Genomic DNA, 19,703 nt, shown 5'->3' with positions numbered 1-19,703 from the left:
AAGCAAAACCAAACTGTGTCATGGTATCGTCTTGAAGCTGTTGAGTCCCTTTCCTTTGATAATCAAATACCGTTCGTCTATCCGTTAAAAAAGCAGCAGGAATACCATAATTGGTTAATATCTGATGTAACACCTGATAATAGCCTTTCAGCGTTTCTTGTGGGGCAAAATAGGCACCAACAATATTACCAGAAGCATCATCAATGGCAACATGAAGATGAGAGACAGTTTGACCAAACCATCTGAATTGGCTAGCGTCCATTTGTATCAGTTCGCCACAATATTTTTTTCTCGGACGACTAGGATGGATAGTGTCACTATCTGCTAGAAACTCACAAGAACGGGGTAAGTTTATAGACAATTCATGTCTCACTTGTTGTGCTACTTTTTTCTGTTGTTTTAGTCGTTTTACTGTTTTCCGATGTGTTTTGGGAGAAATCATCCCATGGTTATAGAGAATGGTACGAACAGTTGTATCTGTTAAATTGATGCCATGTTCTTGTTTTAAAATTTCAGTAAAATGAACAACATTAGGTTTTAAATTGGTAAATGATTGGTATAATTCTACAATAAAAGTTTTAGTAGATTCAGGTAGACTATGCTTTGGAGAGCGTTTTTTATTTTTATGAGAAAAAGCTGACTTACCAAATTGAACATAATTGTTAAGTAGTCGGTTAATTTGTCTTAATGATAATGTTAATTCAACACAGGCACGTTGTTTTGTTTTTTTGCCATGATGAACGGCTTTGATGACGTTATATTTTTTTATTTCATTCACTGTTAATTCTATCCTTTTCATATCTCTAGTTTATCATTTTGGGACATTTTGTCATTCGATTACTTTAAGACATTATCACATTCGATTGATAAAACAGAGTAGATTTTATCTAGAAATATTGACAAATCAATGGAAATCACGTATAATATCAAGATGCAAAACGTGTGCTTTAGACAAAACTGATGTTTGAAATATTGTCCAAATGTTGATTTGTTGGCGTAAATTGCAAAAGAATAGTGAGGGATATACACTTTCTTTTGCCTTTTTTTTGCCTTAAAACGTCTATTGTAACGTAATTGTAATATTTGTAATTAAAAAGATATGATAGAGGTGACAGTAGTGGGTGGACATGATGTTCAGTATGGTAAACACCGTGTGCGTCGCAGTTATGCACGTATTAGCGAAGTGTTAGAGTTGCCAAACTTAATTGAAATTCAAACAGATTCTTATGAATGGTTTTTATCAGAGGGAATCCGTGATGTATTGCGTGATATTTCGCCAATTGAAGACCACGCAGGGAAATTACAATTAGAATTTTTGGATTATCAATTCCAAGAACCAAAATATGATTTAGCAGAATCACGTAATCGTGATGTAAACTATTCTGCACCAATGTATGTGAAGTTACGTTTGATTAATACAGAATCTGGTGAGGTAAAAGATCAAGAAGTATTCTTTGGTGATTTCCCATTGATGACAGAAATGGGAACATTTATTATCAATGGGGCAGAGCGTGTTATTGTATCACAATTAGTACGTTCTCCAGGTGTATATTACCATGATAAAATGGATAAAAATGGAAAAACAAGTTATGGAACAACTCTTATTCCAAACCGTGGAGCATGGTTGGAATATGAATCAGATGCAAAAGATATAGCTTATGCACGTATTGACCGTACACGTAAAATTCCAGCGACAACATTAATTAGAGCACTTGGATTTGGATCAGATGATACAATTCTGGAAATCTTTGGACCGGATATACAATTGAAGAATACAATTGAAAAAGATATTCATAAAAATAGTCAGGATACACGTGTTGAAGAAGCTTTAAAAGATATTTATGATCGTCTTCGTCCAGGAGAACCAAAAACGGCAGATAGTTCAAGAAACTTATTAAATGCACGTTTCTTCGATCCAAAACGTTATGACTTAGCAGAAGTTGGACGTTACAAAGTGAATAAAAAATTGAATTTAATGGTACGTTTGCGTGATTTGACATTAGCAGAAAATCTAGTTGATGTTGAAACAGGTGAATTATTGGTTAAATCTGGAACAGTATTAACAAAAGAAATTTTAGAAGGATTGGAAGATCATTTCAATAATGGGTTAAATTCAGTTGTACTTTATCCTACAGAAGATGGTGTTACAAGCGAACCTGTCACTATTCAAGTGGTTAAAGTGTTTGCACCAAATGATGCTGATCGCATATTGCACATTATTGGTAATGCAAACCCTGATAAAACGGTAAAACATTTAACCTCAGCAGATGTGATTGCTTCATTAAATTATTTCTTAAATCTTGCAGAGGGCATTGGTCACACAGATGATATTGACCACTTAGGAAATAGACGTATTCGTTCAGTTGGTGAATTATTACAAAACCAATTTAGAGTAGGACTAGCACGTATGGAGCGTGTTGTTCGTGAAAGAATGTCTATTCAAGATATGGAAACAGTTGTCCCACAAACACTAATTAATATTCGTCCAGTTGTTGCGGCAATTAAAGAGTTCTTTGGTTCTTCGCAGTTGTCACAATTCATGGATCAAACTAATCCATTAGGTGAGTTGACACATAAACGCCGTCTATCAGCCTTAGGACCTGGTGGTTTGACAAGAGATCGTGCAGGATATGAAGTTCGAGATGTTCACAATTCACACTATGGACGTATGTGTCCGATTGAAACACCAGAGGGACCAAACATCGGATTAATTAATAGTTTATCAACATACGCTAAAGTGAATAAATATGGGTTTATTGAATCGCCATATCGTTTAGTCGATCCAGATACACATAAAGTGACAGACAATATTCATTATTTAACAGCAGATGAGGAAGCTGATATTGTTATTGCCCAAGCAAATTCACCATTGAATGAGGATGGTAGTTTTGTTAGTGAATTAGTTATGGCACGTTCCTCTCAAGGAAACTTAGAAGTACCAGTTAACCGTGTAGATTACATGGACGTTTCGCCAAAACAGGTTGTAGCGGTCGCAACAGCGTGTATTCCATTCTTAGAAAATGACGACTCAAACCGTGCTTTGATGGGTGCCAACATGCAACGTCAAGCTGTGCCATTGATTAATCCACAAGCACCATTTGTTGGAACAGGTATGGAGTATAAAGCTGCGCATGACTCTGGAGCGGCACTGATTTGTAAACATGAAGGTGTCGTAGAATTCGTCGATGCTACTCAAATTCGTGTACGTCGTGATAATGGAACGCTAGATAAATATACCGTGATTAAATTTGCGCGTTCTAATGCAGGAACAAGTTATAATCAGCGTCCTTTAGTGAAAAAAGGCGATCGTGTAGATGTAGGAGAAATTTTAGCTGACGGACCAAGTATGGAAAAAGGCGAAATGGCATTAGGACAAAATGTTTTAGTGGCATTTATGACATGGGAAGGCTACAACTATGAAGATGCTGTTATTATGAGCGAGCGTTTAGTGAAAGATGATGTGTATACATCTATTCACATTGAAGAGTACGAATCAGAAGCACGTGATACAAAATTAGGTCCAGAAGAAATCACACGAGAAATCCCTAATGTTGGGGAAGATATGCTTCGTCATTTAGATGAATTTGGTATTATTCGTATCGGAGCAGAAGTAAAAGACGGCGATATTTTGGTTGGTAAAGTCACACCAAAAGGAATGACTGAATTATCTGCAGAAGAACGTTTATTACATGCTATTTTCGGAGAAAAAGCACGTGAAGTTCGTGATACATCTCTACGTGTGCCACATGGTGGTGGTGGGATTGTTCATGATGTGAAGATTTTCCGCCGTGATAATGGAGACGAGCTATCTCCAGGTGTTAACATGCTTGTTCGTGTGTACATTGTACAAAAACGTAAAATTAATGAGGGCGACAAAATGGCTGGGCGTCACGGAAATAAAGGGGTTGTGTCTCGTATTATGCCTGAAGAAGACATGCCATTTTTACCTGACGGTACGCCAGTTGATATCATGTTAAATCCTCTAGGGGTGCCATCTCGTATGAACATTGGACAAGTGTTAGAGTTACACTTAGGTATGGCTGCTAGAGAATTAGGTATCTATGTTGCAACACCAGTATTTGACGGTGCTAGAGAAGAAGATGTATGGGGAACAATTGCAGAGGCTGGTATGGCAAAAGATGCTAAGACAGTTCTATATGACGGACGTACTGGAGAGCCATTTGATAACCGTGTATCCGTAGGGGTTATGTACATGATTAAACTTGCACACATGGTTGATGATAAACTACATGCACGTTCAACAGGACCTTACTCATTAGTAACGCAACAACCACTTGGTGGTAAAGCGCAATTTGGTGGACAAAGATTTGGTGAGATGGAAGTATGGGCTTTGGAGGCCTATGGTGCTGCATATACCTTGCAAGAAATTTTAACGTACAAATCTGATGATACAGTTGGTCGTGTGAAAACTTATGAGGCAATTGTAAAAGGTCAACAAATTCCAAAACCGGGTGTTCCAGAAGCCTTTAGAGTATTAGTTAAAGAGCTTCAAGCATTGGGACTTGATTTGAAAGTTCTTGATGAAAATGATGAAGAAATTGAGTTACGTGATATGGACGATGATGACGATGTTATTAACATGAATCATTTAGAACAATATGCGGAACGATTGAAACAAGTAGATGAATTAGAAGAAGAGGAAGACTTAGAATTAATTGATATTGAAGAAGATGAAGAAGAAACCATTGAATCTTTAGACGATTTGGATTTTCCATATTAATTAACTTTCTAAGAGCATGCTCTGTTGTTAGGGTGTATGCAAATGAAGAAACATTTAGGAAGATATACTCTAGTGAATAGCAGATAGCATGTCAAAAGTATTTTCTATTGCAACATAGGAGCACGCTGCTAAAACATACACTATGTAGTGTGCGTGCTCTGCAATAGACAAATGCTCTAATAAAAGACTGAAAAAAGTATTTAAGTGTGATAAATAAAAACGAAAGGGAGGGTAGCCCCTTGATAGATGTAAATAATTTTGACAGTATGAAAATCGCCTTAGCTTCTCCTGAAAAAATTCGTGAGTGGTCAACGCCTGAATGGGTTAAGAAAAACAATGAAGGTATTCCACGTAGTGAATGGAGTGAAAAAGATGCAACGCTAGGTGAAGTGACAAAGCCTGAAACAATAAACTACCGTACGCTAAAACCAGAGCGAGATGGGCTGTTTTGTGAACGTATATTCGGACCAACGAAAGACTGGGAATGTGCTTGTGGAAAGTATAAACGCATTCGGTATAAAGGTGTTGTGTGTGATCGTTGTGGTGTAGAAGTGACACGTGCAAAAGTTAGACGTGAACGACTTGGACGTATTGAGCTAGCTTCTCCTGTATCACATGTCTGGTATTTTAAAGGCATTCCAAGCCGTATGGGCTTAGTATTAGATATGAGTCCGCGTTCTCTTGAAGAAATCATTTATTTTGCTTCATACGTGGTTATTGATCCAGGTGTCACAACCTTAGAGGCAAAACAGTTATTGAGCGAGCGTGAATATCGTGAAAATAAATTAAAATATGGTAATCAATTCACTGCCATGATGGGTGCTGAGGCTATTCAAAAATTACTTGAACGTGTTGATTTAGATAAAGAAGTTGCCATGTTGAAAGAAGAATTGAAAACAGCACAAGGACAAAAACGTACACGTGCAATTCGTCGTTTAGATATTTTAGATGCGTTTCGTAACTCAGGAAATAATCCAAGTTGGATGGTTATGAATAACATTCCGGTTATTTCCCCAGATTTAAGACCAATGGTGCAATTAGATGGTGGACGTTTTGCAACAAGTGACCTAAATGATTTGTACCGTCGTGTGATTAACCGTAACAATCGTTTAAGACGCTTGATTGAAATCAATGCTCCAACAATTATTGTTCAAAATGAAAAACGTATGCTTCAAGAAGCTGTAGATGCTCTAATTGATAATGGTCGCCGTGGACGTCCGGTTGTTGGTGCAGGGAATCGACCATTAAAGTCGTTATCCCACATGCTAAAAGGGAAACAAGGACGTTTACGCCAAAACTTACTTGGAAAACGTGTTGATTATTCTGGACGTTCCGTTATCGTTGTTGGACCTAACTTGAAAATGTATCAATGTGGTTTACCAAAAGAAATGGCGATTGAATTATTCAAACCGTTTGTGATGAAAGAATTAGTCGAGCGTGAATTGGCTGGAAATATAAAAAATGCTAGACGCAAAATTGAACGTCAAGACGATGATGTTTGGAATGTTTTAGCAGAAGTTATTCGTGAGCATCCTGTGCTTCTTAATAGAGCACCAACATTGCACAGATTAGGTATTCAAGCATTTGAACCAACTCTTGTAGAAGGACGTGCAATTCGCTTGCATCCGTTAGTGTGTGAGGCGTATAATGCCGATTTTGATGGAGATCAAATGGCTGTCCATGTGCCTCTTGGTCAAGAGGCACAAGCTGAGGCAAGATTGTTGATGCTAGCTGCTCAAAATATCTTAAATCCAAAAGACGGAAAACCTGTTGTTACACCTTCTCAAGATATGGTTTTAGGAAACTATTACTTAACTATGGAAGATGAAAACCGTGTAGGTGAAGGGATGATTTTCAGTACCGTTGATGAAGTAAGAACTGCTTATCAAAATGGGTTTGTACATTTGCATTCTCGTATTGCAATTGATCCAAAATCATTGGGAGAAAAACCATTTACTCAAGAGCAAAAAGAACGTTTATTAGTAACAACTGTTGGGAAAATTTTCTTTAATGAAATCATGCCAATAGAATTTCCTTATTTAAATGAACCTACTCAAGAAAACTTAGAAGTGGCTACCCCTGATAAATATTTTGTGGAGCGTGGACAAAATGTAGGCGAATTTATTAAGGAACAAGCACTTGTTTCGCCATTCAAGAAGAAAAACCTAGGAAATATTATTGCCGAAGTGTTCAAGAGATTCCATATTACAGAAACATCAGAAATGTTGGATAGAATGAAAAATCTAGGATATAGCTACTCAACACGCTCTGGAATTACAGTAGGGATTGCAGATATTACTAACCTTGCTGTTAAACAAGAAATTTTGGATAAAGCACATAAACAGGTAGATAATATTATGAAGCAGTTCCGTCGAGGATTAATTACTGATGATGAACGTTATCAGAGTGTTATTACAACATGGAATCGTGCAAAAGATGATATTCAAGTTGAGTTAATTAAGTCATTGCAAACGAAAAACCCTATTTTCATGATGAGTGACTCTGGGGCCCGTGGTAACATCTCTAACTTTACTCAATTAGCCGGAATGCGTGGATTAATGGCTGCACCAAACGGTAAAATCATGGAGTTGCCTATTACATCTAACTTCCGTGAGGGACTATCGGTCCTTGAAATGTTCTCATCTACTCACGGAGCACGTAAAGGTATGACGGATACGGCTCTTAAGACTGCCGATTCAGGGTACTTAACACGTCGTTTAGTTGATGTAGCTCAAGATGTGATTATCCGTGAAACAGACTGTGGTACAGATAGAGGATTAACAATTTCTGCAATTAAAGAAGGCAGTGAAGTTATTGAAAGTTTGGAAGAGCGTTTAATTGGACGTTATGCAAAACGTTCCATTAAACATCCTCAAACACATGAAATTATTGTTCCTGCAAACACAATGATTTCAGAAGATGACGCACGTCGTGTTAGTGAAGCAGGAATAGAAGAAGTGACTATTCGTTCTGTCTTTACATGTAATACACGTCATGGAGTATGTAAACATTGCTATGGACGTAACTTGGCAACCGGATCTGATGTTGAAGTTGGGGAAGCAGTAGGTATTATTGCTGCTCAATCAATCGGAGAGCCAGGTACGCAGTTAACCATGCGTACGTTCCATACTGGTGGGGTTGCCGGAGATGATATTACGCAAGGTTTACCACGTATTCAAGAAATTTTTGAAGCGCGTAATCCGAAAGGTCGTGCTATCATTACAGAAGTAGCTGGAGAAGTTGTGGCTATAGAAGAAAACACTGCTGATCGTAGCAAAGAAATCACCATTCAAGGTGAAGTGGATAAACGTACATATACTATTCCTTATACAGCACGTATGAAAGTAGCTCTTGGAGATAGCGTTCATCGTGGTGCTCCATTAACAGAGGGATCTATTGACCCTAAAGAGTTATTGCGTGTTAGAGATGTGTTATCTGTTGAAACATACTTATTGCGTGAAGTACAAAAAGTTTACCGTATGCAAGGGGTAGAAATTGGCGATAAACACGTTGAAGTAATGGTAAGACAAATGTTACGAAAAGTACGTGTCATGGATCCAGGTTCAACAAATATTCTTCCAGGTACATTAATGGATATTGCTGATTTTACAGATCAAAACTTGAGCACATTACGTATGGGAGATACACCTGCAACATCACGTCCAGTACTTTTAGGAATTACAAAAGCATCATTAGAAACAAACAGTTTCTTATCTGCTGCTTCATTCCAAGAAACAACACGTGTATTAACAGACGCTGCTATCCGAGGTAAACGTGATGAATTATTAGGATTGAAAGAAAATGTTATTATTGGAAAAATCATTCCAGCAGGGACAGGTATGCAACGCTACCGCCGCATGAAACCAGAAATGATTAAAAACAAAGTAAGTGGTGTGTATAGTATTGCTGATGTGGACTATGCTGAAAATGCACAACCAGATTTAACATATTATGAATAATTCAAATAGATTATAATTTAAAACCTAATGAGACTGGAAAAAATCAGTCTGATTATTAAAACAGAGTCATTATTAACTTGAAAGAAAATGAGTTGATAATGACTCTTTATTATAGAATCAACAATTAGAATATATAGCTATCTAGTTTCTTGATTTGTTACATGAACTTTTCGTGATGTAAAGTTTTTTGTTCGTAGTGTATGCTATCAGAGTATCAAGTAGATGTGTTGTCTTGATATTCTTCACGAGTTTTTCCAATACTCTTGAGACAGTGTTTGAAAGATACCAGTTTCCACGGGTGAGATTGTGGTGGAACGTATTGGTGTCTTTCTTTTTTTATATTCTCACCCAAATCAAACACCGCTGAATGCTCTTCATGTGTTAACAAACAACGTGTGGCATAAATGTTGTCAGCGATATTCAAGAAAATATCCCCATTAAATGCTTCAATAACCAACGCTTTTGTGTGTCGTGAAAAATAAACACCTTTCCCATTTTGAACAGGTAAATAGTGATTATTTTTAAATCATATATGATGCCCATCATCTATTACTCTCTCCAATAAAGATTGATTTGCGACGGCTTAGGTGTTGTTTCGTACACACTCTGTGTCGTTTTTTCCAGAAAATGTTGATTAAACGATTCTATCCATAATTAATTAAAAAATGATTGGTTTCTTCTATTGTTGAAATGCTATGTTGTTCTAAATTAGCAGGTAATCGTGATTGTGGGTGTTTTTTATTTTCATGAGGAAAAGTTGGTTTACCAAACTGAACATAATTGTTCAGCAAACGATTCATTTGTCTTAAAGATAAAGCTAATTCAACACAGGCACGTTGTTTTGTTTTTTTACCATGACGAAAGGCTTTTGTGATATATTTTTTTATTTCATTCACTGTTAATTCTATCCTTTTCATATCTTTAGTTTATCATTTTTTGGCGTTTTGTCATTCGATTACTTTAAGGCAGTATTACATTTGATTGATAAAGATATGTTAAAAATAAAGAAAGGGTTTACATTTGTTGTCTGATTTAGTATACTTTATATATCCTAAGGAGTACTCAAAGTTGAGGAGGAAATTTATGGAATTAGAAAAATTAATTAGTGATTTGCAAGGGAACCCAAATTTAATTGCAGATTTTATATTAGACCCAGAAGCAACTGTGGATAGATATGATTTATCTGCTCATCAAAGAAAAGCAATTCTATCTGGTGATTTAGACAGTCTTGTAAGTATTGGAATATCGAATAATTTAGCTGTTGGTGTAATGTCGGGAGCTCACACGCCATATTGTCGTCCAGTTAGAACAAGACCGTAGTAAATAGTAGTTCATGTTAAAAAATGTGCACCTTAGGTGTTTATTGTCGCAAAAGGAAGGGTTAAATGAAGCAAAATTTTCGATTGTCAGTTAATAATAGAACTCATATGTGGTAAGGTTTATCGATGCGGAACAAGTGGTGCTGAGAAGTGATTATAGAGAATACATGATGGAAATGGGGACACCAGGTTTTTTATGTGGTAGTTATTCCTGTGAAAATAAGGATTTATATTCGTTTTTATGCATTCTGTTCTATCATGAGAATCCTAATGTATATAATGAATTGAAAGGTGAAACTTTAAATAAAAGTGATATTGAGAGTAGAGCATCATTTAAGGACAAAATTATTAAAGACATGCAGTGTTTTTTAGGTGAGACAGAAGAAAAATTTTTTTCTAGAAATTATAAAGACAAGCTAAAAATTCTAGAAGATGTTATTGGAAATATGAACGGTTCGAAATGATTTTAATAGAGTGTTTTTATGTAAGTTTGAAGTGGAAAATTAGATTGTAAAATGCTTAAGTTTAGAGGAGAAAAGTGTTAAGTCAAATTTTACAAGTCAGTTATACTGTGTAAGAGGAGTGATGACAGTGAATGAATTAACTTTAAAAATTGAAAATTTGAGTTATTTTTATGAAAATGGTGATGGAATTAATGGGTTTAACTTTGAACTGAATAAAGGAGATTTTTTAGCTGTAATTGGAATAAGTGGTTCTGGGAAAACGACATTAATAAATACTATTTTAGGAATCTTAAAGAAAAAAACAGGAAATATAAGCATAGGAGATCATATTGATATTAGTAAAATTTCTTTTAGTCCACAAAATCAGGCAATTGATTGGTACTTGAATGTTTTTGATAATATATATATGGGGGCTTTATTTTCTAATGTTAGTAATCCAAAAGAAATTACAAATAATGTTATTGAGTTGGTTGGATTAAAAGGAAAGGAAGCTAGTGATCCTACAGATTTGTCTGGAGGGCAATTGCAACGCGTTCAATTGGCAAGGCAACTTGTATCAGAATCAGATATATTATTTTTAGATGAGCCAACAAATGGATTGGATGTCATTATTTCGGAACAACTATTAACACATTTGAAATCATTAGCCACAAAAGGAGTAACGTGTATTGTATCTTCACATGATTTAGACGTACTAGAAAAATTTTGCAATAAAGTATTACTGATTGAAGAGGGTAAGCAAGTATTTTATGGTTCTCTAGATGATTTTATTGCCTCATATAATGAAGAAAATGAATTTATTATAGAAATTTATAATCCCATTGAAGAAAAGGTGAAATCACTATTGCAGAATAAATATAATATTTTAGAATGGTTTCCGTTAGTTGTTTCTATTGAGAATGAAAAACAAATTTCTGAAATACTTAAAGTTTTAATTGATCATGATATACCTATTCAATCATTACGTAAGGATAAAAAAACACTTAAAGAAATAATATTAGATGACCATAGAAGAAAGGAGAATAACGTATGAAGGAATTAAATTATAAAAATCAAAAAACGAATTCCATAAATTCAATAAAGCAAATGTCTTATATCGAATTTCGTGCACTTATGAATAATAAACAGGTAATTTATGGACAATTGCTAACCCCAATACTGTATTACCTTTTTTATTCAGTAGGAATTTCTAGTACTTTTGGAAATTTTATTTATAGTGATGTTGAAGTATCATTTTTAAAGTTTTCTTTTATTGGAATTGTTGGGATTATCATATTCAGTCAAATGAATCAATCTGTATATCGAATTATTTTAGACAGAAAATGGGGATTGTTGGCATTCAAGTATTTCAAAGGAGTAACCCCTTTTGTTTATATTACTGGAAAAATGGTTTTTCCTCTCCTAAATTTTTTGTTACAGATAACGATATTATATTCTTTGTCGATTATTATGGGGGATTATTTTACAATAGGTCAGTTTATACAAATTGTTGGTTTATCATTTTTGATGATGCTCTTTTGGTTTTCATTAGGGACGTGTATTTCATTAAAAGTTTCCTCATATCAAACGAGAGATATGATTTTAGACACTTTAATGATGCCGATAGCGTTTACGGCACCAACTTTCTTTAGTTTTGATAATGCACCAATAGCTATAAAAGTAGTATCCATGTTAAATCCATTAACTTATCAATTAAATACACTAAGAGATTTTGTTTTTGGTGTTAAAGACTATAGAAATTTTATAATTGTTTTAATAATGACTTTGCTAATGATAAGTTTGGCTATCTATTCAGTGAAAAATGCAGAATTGACATCTGATGAGAGATAAGAGAGTGGGTGTTGTTTTGTTTACGATAATTCATGCAAGTATATCATATAACGATAAAAAGCTTATTGATATCAATAAACTCAGTTTTTTTGAAAGAGATAAGATTGGAATTGTTGGAAAAAATGGTAGTGGGAAAACAAGCCTTTTAAAAATAATATCGGGAGATCTTGTTTTTGAAAATAGTCAGATAGATAGACAAAATACGGAGTTTATTTTTTTAAAACAGTCGGGTAATAATGCTTTGATACAAGAAAATTATCAAGAGTTTGATGAATTACTTTCTAAATTACAAGTTTTTAAAGTTGAATTTGAACACATGAGCGGAGGAGAAAAGCAGAAATACTTGCTTAGTAAAATATTATCTTCATATGGAAAGGTTTTATTGTTAGATGAGCCAACCACGTATTTAGATATAGAAACTAAGAAATGGTTAATTGAATATTTAAAGCGTATAGATACAACGATGCTTATTGTTAGCCATGACCGAGAATTGTTGGATGGAGTTTGTAATAAAATTTGGGAGATTGAACACGAACAAGTTAATGAATACCATGGGAATTTTAACTCTTTTTTGAATCAAAAAGAGAGTGAAAAAAGGAAACATGTTACTGAATACGAAAAGTATATATCAGAAAAAGACAGATTATTAGAATCTTTAAAAATTAAACAAAACTTAGCTTCAAAGATGTCAAATGTGACAGAAAAGAAAAAAATAGATCTATAAAGCCTGATAGACTTTCTAGTTCTAAACAAAAAGACACCGTACAGAAGTCGATTTATAAACAGGCAAAATCAATTAAGACAAGGTTGAGTCAGTTGAGTGAAATACAGCCATTTATTGAAGAACCAGAGGTAGTATTTCCTAATAGTACAATATTTGATTTGTACAAAAAAGTACCTATTTATATTACAGACGGAATGATAAAAATTAATAATAATATTATATTATCTGATATAAATATTCAAATTCCTTTAGGGAAAGTTATAGGTATTGTTGGAAAAAATGGTAGTGGGAAAACAAGTTTATTAAATTATATAATGGATAGATCATCAGAGGAGGTTATCATATCTTCGAAAGTTGTCTTTAGTAGCTATATGCAATTTGACTATGATTTCGATTCTGAAAAGTCACTTCTACAATATTGTCAAATGGAATCAGAGTATTCTTTAGATAGCATTGCTATAATTTTAAAAAATTTAGGCTTTACAGAAACACATTTAATAACACCAGTAAATAAACTTAGTGGTGGAGAAAGTACCAAATTAGCTTTAGCTCTGACATTTATTAGAAAATCAAATTTTATAATTTTAGATGAACCTACTAATTTTTTAGATGTATTTGCTATAAAAGGGCTAGAAAAAATAATAAGTAGTTATCCTGGAACTGTTTTAGTTTCTTCTCATGACAGGATTTTCATGGACAATATAGCGGATATTATTTATTCATTAGAACAAGGAAAGATTTTTCAGATTAAATAAACTAACGAATGTTACCGTTGAGTTTGCTTTTGATTAGGGGTAAACGAAAGAGGGTTATCTTTTTTGTTTCTATGTCAAATGGTGTTGGTACTAAGAATTTAGTTTCTATAATAGTTGGTGTTGGTGGCTTGCGAAAGGAAGCTATCAACATCTTTTAAATGTGTATATAAAAATGTTGGATATTCTCTTATCATGATTCGTTATGTTAATATACATGTAATAATGTTAGAATAATGATGAAAAAAGAGTGATAGGTAAAATATCTCTGAAAAAGAAGTATTTAACATAAGAATGATGTTCTTGTTGAACATACTTTTGGTAATGAACATAATATTTTGATAAATGGAACTGTTATTAGTTAGTCTAAAATCATTTAAATAATGCTTTATCGTGGAAGATATTAAATGTTTGAGTGATAATGATGTGTTTTCTAGTGGGATAATAGATGGGTTGTTATATCTTCTAGGATATGTCATAAAGAAAACAGATGATTGTTTGAAAAAGTGATTAAAGAAAATGAAAATTTATTTGAGAAGTCGCTTATAAAAGATATTGTTGTATTGGCAAATAATCTGCGATAAGGGGACTGTAATATGGTAATAAATAAGAAAATTAAAGATAAATCAGCAGCGATTATGGTAAATGTAGATAAAACTCATCAGATAGAAGAACATCATAACGTGTCTGTGGATAATAAATATAAGCATATCAATAGCAATGCATTAGACAGTTATTTTAAAGAGGATATGAAATCCGAAATTTTCATAGAATATCAGCTGAGTATGAACGAAAAGTGTATAGTGAATGGAGAGGTTTGTAAAGTTCATAAAGTCTATTTTTCTGAAAATTATGCCAAAATTCAGTTTAACAGTAATAAAAAAGAATATTTGTATAAGAAACAGTGTGTTAGATTAGAGAAAAGTTATGATAACCTAATGAGTTATTATAGAAGAATAGCGCAAAGCAAAGATAAAAATATGAAGGGATTTGTAGAAAAATATTTAGAAAATCAAATAGACGAAATTGATATTCGTAAAGATGATTTGTTAGATATTTATTTTTCTCGAGCGGTAAACAAATTAAAAATAGAAAATTATGAACCGGTGATTTTTCCTTTTGGAATAAATTTAAGTCAAAGGGAAGCTATTATAAATGCACTTAACAATAGAGTGTCAATTATACAAGGGCCACCAGGGACAGGAAAAACACAGAGTATTTTAAATATACTTGCCAATTTGGTTGTTCAAAATAAAACGGTGGCAGTTGTTTCAAGTAATAATGAGGCAATTAAAAATGTACTTGAAAAGATGCAAAAAAATGACTTTGATTTTTTGATTGCACTATTGGGTAAGAAAGAAAACAAGGAAAACTTTTTTAACACTCAAAAAGGATATACTGATAATATAAATGATTGGATAAAATCTGAAGAGGAATTAAAAGAGTTATTGTTACAGATTCAAAAACATGAGAAGTGTTTAGCTGGATTGTTAGATATGAATAATCAAAAAGCCGTTTTAAACCAGAAGTTATTTGAGTATAAGCATGAATATAAGCATTTCAATGAATATTTTCAAAGACAAGATATACAGAAATTGAAGAGATTTAGTTTTTTTAATTTAAATAGTGAAAAATTGCTGAAGTTATTAGTGGATTTGGATCCTAAAGTAGTCAATATAGAGAGTGTTTTTACAAAAATAAAAAATCTTTTTAAATACGGTATTTATGATTTTAAGCAGTATAAACATATAGATCCAATTATATTAGAATTACAAAATCAATATTATAAAGAAAAAATAGCAGAAATAGAAGAAGATATTTATAAAATTGATTGTTATTTAGAAAAAGAGAATTACGAACAACAATTGTTCCTACTAGAGCAAAAGTCAAAATCATATTTTCAAGCTGTTTTAGCAAAAAAATATGGTCGTGGGATTAGACGTTTTTTTAATATAAAAGACTACAATCAACCTTATATGTTTGAGAATTTTATTCAAGAATATCCTATTATACTAGCAACAACCCACTCTATTGCTAAATCTAAAGCGGATAACTATACGTTTGATTATGTTATTATTGATGAAGCTTCTCAAGTAGAGTTAGTTCCGGGAATTATTGCTCTTCATACAGCTAAAAATGTAGTAATTGTTGGAGATTTAAAACAATTACCGCATATACCAGACGAAAAAATTAAACCTGAGGAATATGAAACATTAAGAAAAGAATACAATATAGAACAGGAATATGATTATTATAAACATTCGCTATTATCATCTGTTGATATGATTTTTAATGATGACGTTAAAGTGATGTTGAGGGAGCATTATCGTTGTAATCATCGCATTATTGAGTTTTGCAATAGAAAATATTATAATCATCAACTCGTTTGTTTATCAAATAAACAAAATAAGGATTCTTTGGTGCTGCTAAAAACAGTTCCTGGGGCACATCTCAGGTACTTAGGAAATAAAATTATTAACATTAGAGAGTTGGAATCCTTAATGGACAGGAGTTTTATTGAGGAAGCAGGAATAGACATACACGCAAATAAAACGTTTGGGTTCATATCTCCTTTTAGAGGACAAGTAGAGAAGTCTGAAGATATTCTATATTCCGAGTTTCAAAAAGATACTGTACACAAGTTTCAAGGGAGAGAATGTGATACAATTTTATTTTCATCTGTTTTAGATAATAAATGCAGAGTAGACAGTAGAGTGATGTTGTTTGTTGATGAACCTAGACTTATTAATGTTGCATTATCTAGAGCAGTTGAGAAATTTATTTTAGTATCACATGTGGATACTTTTTTGAGGAGAAATGGGGAATTAAATGATTTGATTAAGTACATGCAATACTATCAAGAAAATAGCTTGATTTGTGAAAGTAAAGTAAGGTCTATATTTGATTTGTTATATTCAGATTACGCTGATGAATTGGCGGAAATGAAAAAGAGAAAAACTTGGGGGAAATCGAGATATACTTCTGAGAATCTATTGTATGAATTTTTAAATGATACATTAGATTTTAGTAGATATAACTATGTACGTGAGATTAAATTAAAAGAATTGGTGAACATTCAAGAGGATTTTTCAGAAAGAGAAATAGATTATATCAATCATAATGCTTCTGTAGATGTTGCCATATATAGTGTGTATAATAAACAACCGGTACTGATTATAGAAGTAGATGGGTTTAAATATCATGATAATAATCCAAGCCAACTAGAACGAGATGAACTAAAAAATAATATTTTAAGAAAAGTTGGTATTCCTTTATTAAGGTTAAAGACGGTAGGGTCAAATGAAAAAGAAAAAATAAATCAATATCTTTAGCTAACGAGGAAATTGGTATGATACAGAGGAAATAAACAAACATGCATAAATAAATGTAAACAAATTCAATCTGAGATGTATAAGTTTTGGGTTGGATTTGTTTTTATTAATGATTATAGTGATGTGAATATGCATTTTTTATAACGCACAGGTTGGTAGTTGAAAATATTATTTAATTAAAATGTCAGCACGATACATCTGAAATCGCACATATAATTGATATAGAATTTCTACGACACTTGGATATGGAGTATAACGGTACAAGGTATTTGATAGGAGTGTTTGGCAAAGATAATGCGGATATTATGGAATGGGATTTATCATCTTTTTTATCTAACAAGTATGTTTATAAGGGGATGTCAAATCAATTGTAATCTTAGCGAAATAAAGTGACAGCGTATGACGCCAGGTGTTAATCAAGTGGAGTTTATTTTTCTGTTAGAAAGTAGCATTGTATGTAAGTGTAGTAGAATGTCTATGTATGCTATGAAGTAGATGTCTTAAAAATAACGAATGAATAATACTTTAGTTTAATTGTTGTTCGTGTTTGTGTTTTGAAAATTAGATTTAATAAGTAAAAATTGTAGAAAAAACATGTGTTTTGAGGTATGATAAGGAGGGTAACACTTACCAAATATGAATAAAAATGAATGAGGTTGATCATGAGAGCATTAATTAGTGTATCTGATAAAACAGGAATTGTTGAATTTGTTAAAGAGTTAGTTGACTTAGATGTTGAAATTGTTGCAACAGATGGTTTGAAAAAAATACTTGATGAAAAGGGTATTCCTGCTATGAGGGTGGAAGATGTAACTAATTTTCCAGAGATGTTAGATGGACGAGTGAAAACTTTGCATCCCAAAATTCATGGAGGACTTTTGGCAAGACGTGATTTAGAGAGTCACATGGATACTGTTAAGGAATACGGCATTGCATTAATTGATTTAGTGGTAGTTAATTTATATCCATTTAAAGAAACAATTGCAAGAGAAGATTGTACATTTGATTTAGCTATTGAAAATATTGATATTGGTGGCCCAAGTATGTTACGTTCTGCTGCTAAAAATCATCAAAGTGTAACAGTGGTTGTTGATCCAAATGATTATGGATTGGTTTTGAATGAACTAAAAACTCAAGGACATACAACTTTAAAAACAAGACAACGCTTAGCAGCCAAAACATTTAGACATACAGCAAGTTATGATGCACTAATTGCTGGGTATTTGACAGAAGAACTTGGAGAAGAACTACCTGAGAAATTGACACTTACATACGATTTGAAGCAAGGTCTACGCTACGGAGAGAACGCCCAACAAAAAGCCGAATTTTATCAATCTGCACATGTTGAACCTTATTCGATTGCAAACGCAACACAGTTGCATGGAAAAGAATTATCTTACAATAATATTAAAGATGCAGATGCAGCTTTGAAAATTGCACGTGAGTTTAATGAACCTACCGCAGTTGCGCTAAAACACATGAACCCTTGTGGAGTTGGTCAGGCAACAAGCATTGAAGAGGCGTTCGAACGTTGTTATCAAGCGGATCCAGTATCTATTTTTGGTGGAATTGTTGTCTTGAATAGAGCTGTAAATATGAAAGTCGCTGAAAAGTTGGCAAATATTTTCCTAGAAATAATTATTGCTCCTTATTATGAAGAAGATGCATTACAGTTGTTGTCACAAAAGAAAAATATTAGATTATTAAAAGTACCGTTTGATAATGTAGATGGGCATGAAAAGGAAGTTGTGTCTGTTTTGGGAGGATTACTAGTTCAAGAACAAGATTGGAAAGTTGGCGAAGAAAAATGGGAAGTTATGAGTGAACGTGAAGCCACTGATGAGGAACGAAAAGCGCTAGAATTCGGTTGGAAAGTTGTTAAACACGTTAAGTCAAATGCGATAGTAGTTGCACTTGATGGGCAAACTGTAGGGATAGGTGCAGGGCAAATGAATCGAGTTGGAGCAGCAAAGATTGCTTTAGAGCAAGCAAAAAACGCTGGAGTAGACTTGAGTAAGGCAATATTAGCCAGTGATGCGTTTTTCCCTATGAACGATACGGTAGAATTAGCTAACACATACGGTATTCGAGCGATTATTCAACCCGGAGGAAGTATTAAAGATCAAGATTCAATTGATTTAGCTAATAAATACAATATGGCAATGATTAAAACAGATGTTCGTCATTTTAGACATTAAAATAGACCACAAATGATAGTAGGAAAATAAAAGGCAGGACAATATTAAGAAAAAGTCCTGCCATATTTTTATACATTTCAATTCTACACATTGATATTAATGGATTATTGTTTTAAAAAATGAATTATTATGTATATTAAATTCTTGTTATTCGTGTTTTGAACTTTATAAAACATAGTTGGAGTAAGAAGAAAAAGGGTATTTATATAGTAAAAACGGCTCTGTATCAAGGTTTTTAAAACTTTTCAGAAAAAAAGTAAAAAAAAGTAAAAAAAGCAGTTGACAAAAAAAGAGGATGTTGGTAATATATACAAGTCGCCGCAAGGAGACAAGCCCTTTGAAAACTAAACATTATGAAACAAACCAAATGTGTAGGGGAAGTTA

General features: G+C 33.2%; 12 protein-coding genes and 1 pseudogene. 10 read left to right on the top strand and 3 right to left on the bottom strand.

Going from position 1 to position 19,703, the window contains the following annotated elements; all coding sequences use genetic code 11:
• A pseudogene (locus E4T68_RS06015) lies at positions 1–799 on the bottom strand (ISNCY family transposase); the annotation flags it as partial.
• A 318-nt stretch (positions 800–1,117) separates the two neighbouring features.
• Between E4T68_RS06015 and rpoB the strand changes: the two are divergent.
• Positions 1,118–4,741 carry a DNA-directed RNA polymerase subunit beta gene (rpoB, locus tag E4T68_RS06010; protein WP_135125092.1) on the top strand — a complete coding sequence of 1,208 codons (3,624 nt, stop codon included), beginning with the start codon at positions 1,118–1,120 and terminating at the stop codon, positions 4,739–4,741.
• A 239-nt stretch (positions 4,742–4,980) separates the two neighbouring features.
• Positions 4,981–8,700: a DNA-directed RNA polymerase subunit beta' gene (gene rpoC, locus E4T68_RS06005; protein WP_135125087.1), complete on the top strand. Its 3,720-nt coding sequence runs from the start codon at positions 4,981–4,983 to the stop codon at positions 8,698–8,700.
• A gap of 214 nt (positions 8,701–8,914) precedes the next feature.
• Here the strand turns inward: rpoC and E4T68_RS09995 are convergent, their stop codons facing one another.
• Together E4T68_RS09995 and E4T68_RS05995 are read right to left on the bottom strand one after the other, a co-directional pair.
• The gene (locus E4T68_RS09995) at positions 8,915–9,157 is read right to left on the bottom strand and encodes a hypothetical protein (protein ID WP_135125085.1); all 243 of its coding nucleotides are present in this window, start codon (positions 9,155–9,157) and stop codon (positions 8,915–8,917) included.
• Between the two features lie 187 nt (positions 9,158–9,344).
• Positions 9,345–9,617, bottom strand: coding sequence for a hypothetical protein (locus tag E4T68_RS05995; RefSeq protein WP_135125082.1), 273 nt, complete (start codon positions 9,615–9,617; stop codon positions 9,345–9,347).
• Between the two features lie 151 nt (positions 9,618–9,768).
• Between E4T68_RS05995 and E4T68_RS05990 the strand changes: the two genes are divergently transcribed.
• The 8 genes from E4T68_RS05990 to purH all read left to right on the top strand — a co-directional run bounded on the left by E4T68_RS05990 (position 9,769) and on the right by purH (position 19,319).
• Entirely contained in the window at positions 9,769–10,020 is a 252-nt protein-coding gene (locus E4T68_RS05990) for an arginine deiminase (protein WP_135125081.1), read from the top strand.
• A 109-nt stretch (positions 10,021–10,129) separates the two neighbouring features.
• A complete protein-coding gene (locus E4T68_RS05985; protein WP_135125079.1) occupies positions 10,130–10,483 on the top strand; it encodes a hypothetical protein in 354 nt (117 codons plus the stop codon).
• 121 nt (positions 10,484–10,604) lie between these two features.
• Complete coding sequence (locus tag E4T68_RS05980; protein WP_135125076.1) at positions 10,605–11,516, top strand: ABC transporter ATP-binding protein; 912 nt, start codon at positions 10,605–10,607, stop codon at positions 11,514–11,516.
• Positions 11,513–12,313: an ABC transporter permease gene (locus E4T68_RS05975; protein ID WP_135125074.1), complete on the top strand. Its 801-nt coding sequence runs from the start codon at positions 11,513–11,515 to the stop codon at positions 12,311–12,313. Before E4T68_RS05980 ends, E4T68_RS05975 begins: the two co-directional genes overlap by 4 nt.
• Positions 12,303–13,037 (top strand): ATP-binding cassette domain-containing protein, encoded by a 735-nt coding sequence (locus E4T68_RS05970; protein WP_135125071.1) that lies wholly within the window; start codon positions 12,303–12,305, stop codon positions 13,035–13,037. The genes E4T68_RS05975 and E4T68_RS05970 overlap by 11 nt, the downstream gene beginning before the upstream one ends.
• A gap of 92 nt (positions 13,038–13,129) precedes the next feature.
• Entirely contained in the window at positions 13,130–13,792 is a 663-nt protein-coding gene (locus tag E4T68_RS05965; RefSeq protein ID WP_135125069.1) for an ATP-binding cassette domain-containing protein, read from the top strand.
• Between the two features lie 593 nt (positions 13,793–14,385).
• The gene (locus tag E4T68_RS05960; RefSeq protein WP_135125066.1) at positions 14,386–17,121 is read left to right on the top strand and encodes an AAA domain-containing protein; all 2,736 of its coding nucleotides are present in this window, start codon (positions 14,386–14,388) and stop codon (positions 17,119–17,121) included.
• Positions 17,122–17,780: 659 nt separating this feature from the next.
• Complete coding sequence (purH, locus tag E4T68_RS05955) at positions 17,781–19,319, top strand: bifunctional phosphoribosylaminoimidazolecarboxamide formyltransferase/IMP cyclohydrolase (protein ID WP_194185096.1); 1,539 nt, start codon at positions 17,781–17,783, stop codon at positions 19,317–19,319.
• The last annotated feature ends 384 nt before the right edge of the window (positions 19,320–19,703 follow it).

The organism is Granulicatella sp. WM01 (assembly GCF_004570605.1).
GTDB lineage: Bacteria > Bacillota > Bacilli > Lactobacillales > Aerococcaceae > WM01.
The sequence above is the reverse complement of the archived record's forward strand: the minus strand, read 5'-3'. Positions and strand labels throughout refer to the sequence as shown.

Coding starts and splice junctions, on each gene's coding strand:
- E4T68_RS05995 (WP_135125082.1), bottom strand. CDS start 9,617: ATGAAAAGGATAGAATTAACAGTGAATGAAATAAAAAAATATATCACA.
- E4T68_RS05980 (WP_135125076.1), top strand. CDS start 10,605: ATGACAGTGAATGAATTAACTTTAAAAATTGAAAATTTGAGTTATTTT.
- E4T68_RS05975 (WP_135125074.1), top strand. CDS start 11,513: ATGAAGGAATTAAATTATAAAAATCAAAAAACGAATTCCATAAATTCA.
- E4T68_RS05970 (WP_135125071.1), top strand. CDS start 12,303: ATGAGAGATAAGAGAGTGGGTGTTGTTTTGTTTACGATAATTCATGCA.
- E4T68_RS05960 (WP_135125066.1), top strand. CDS start 14,386: ATGGTAATAAATAAGAAAATTAAAGATAAATCAGCAGCGATTATGGTA.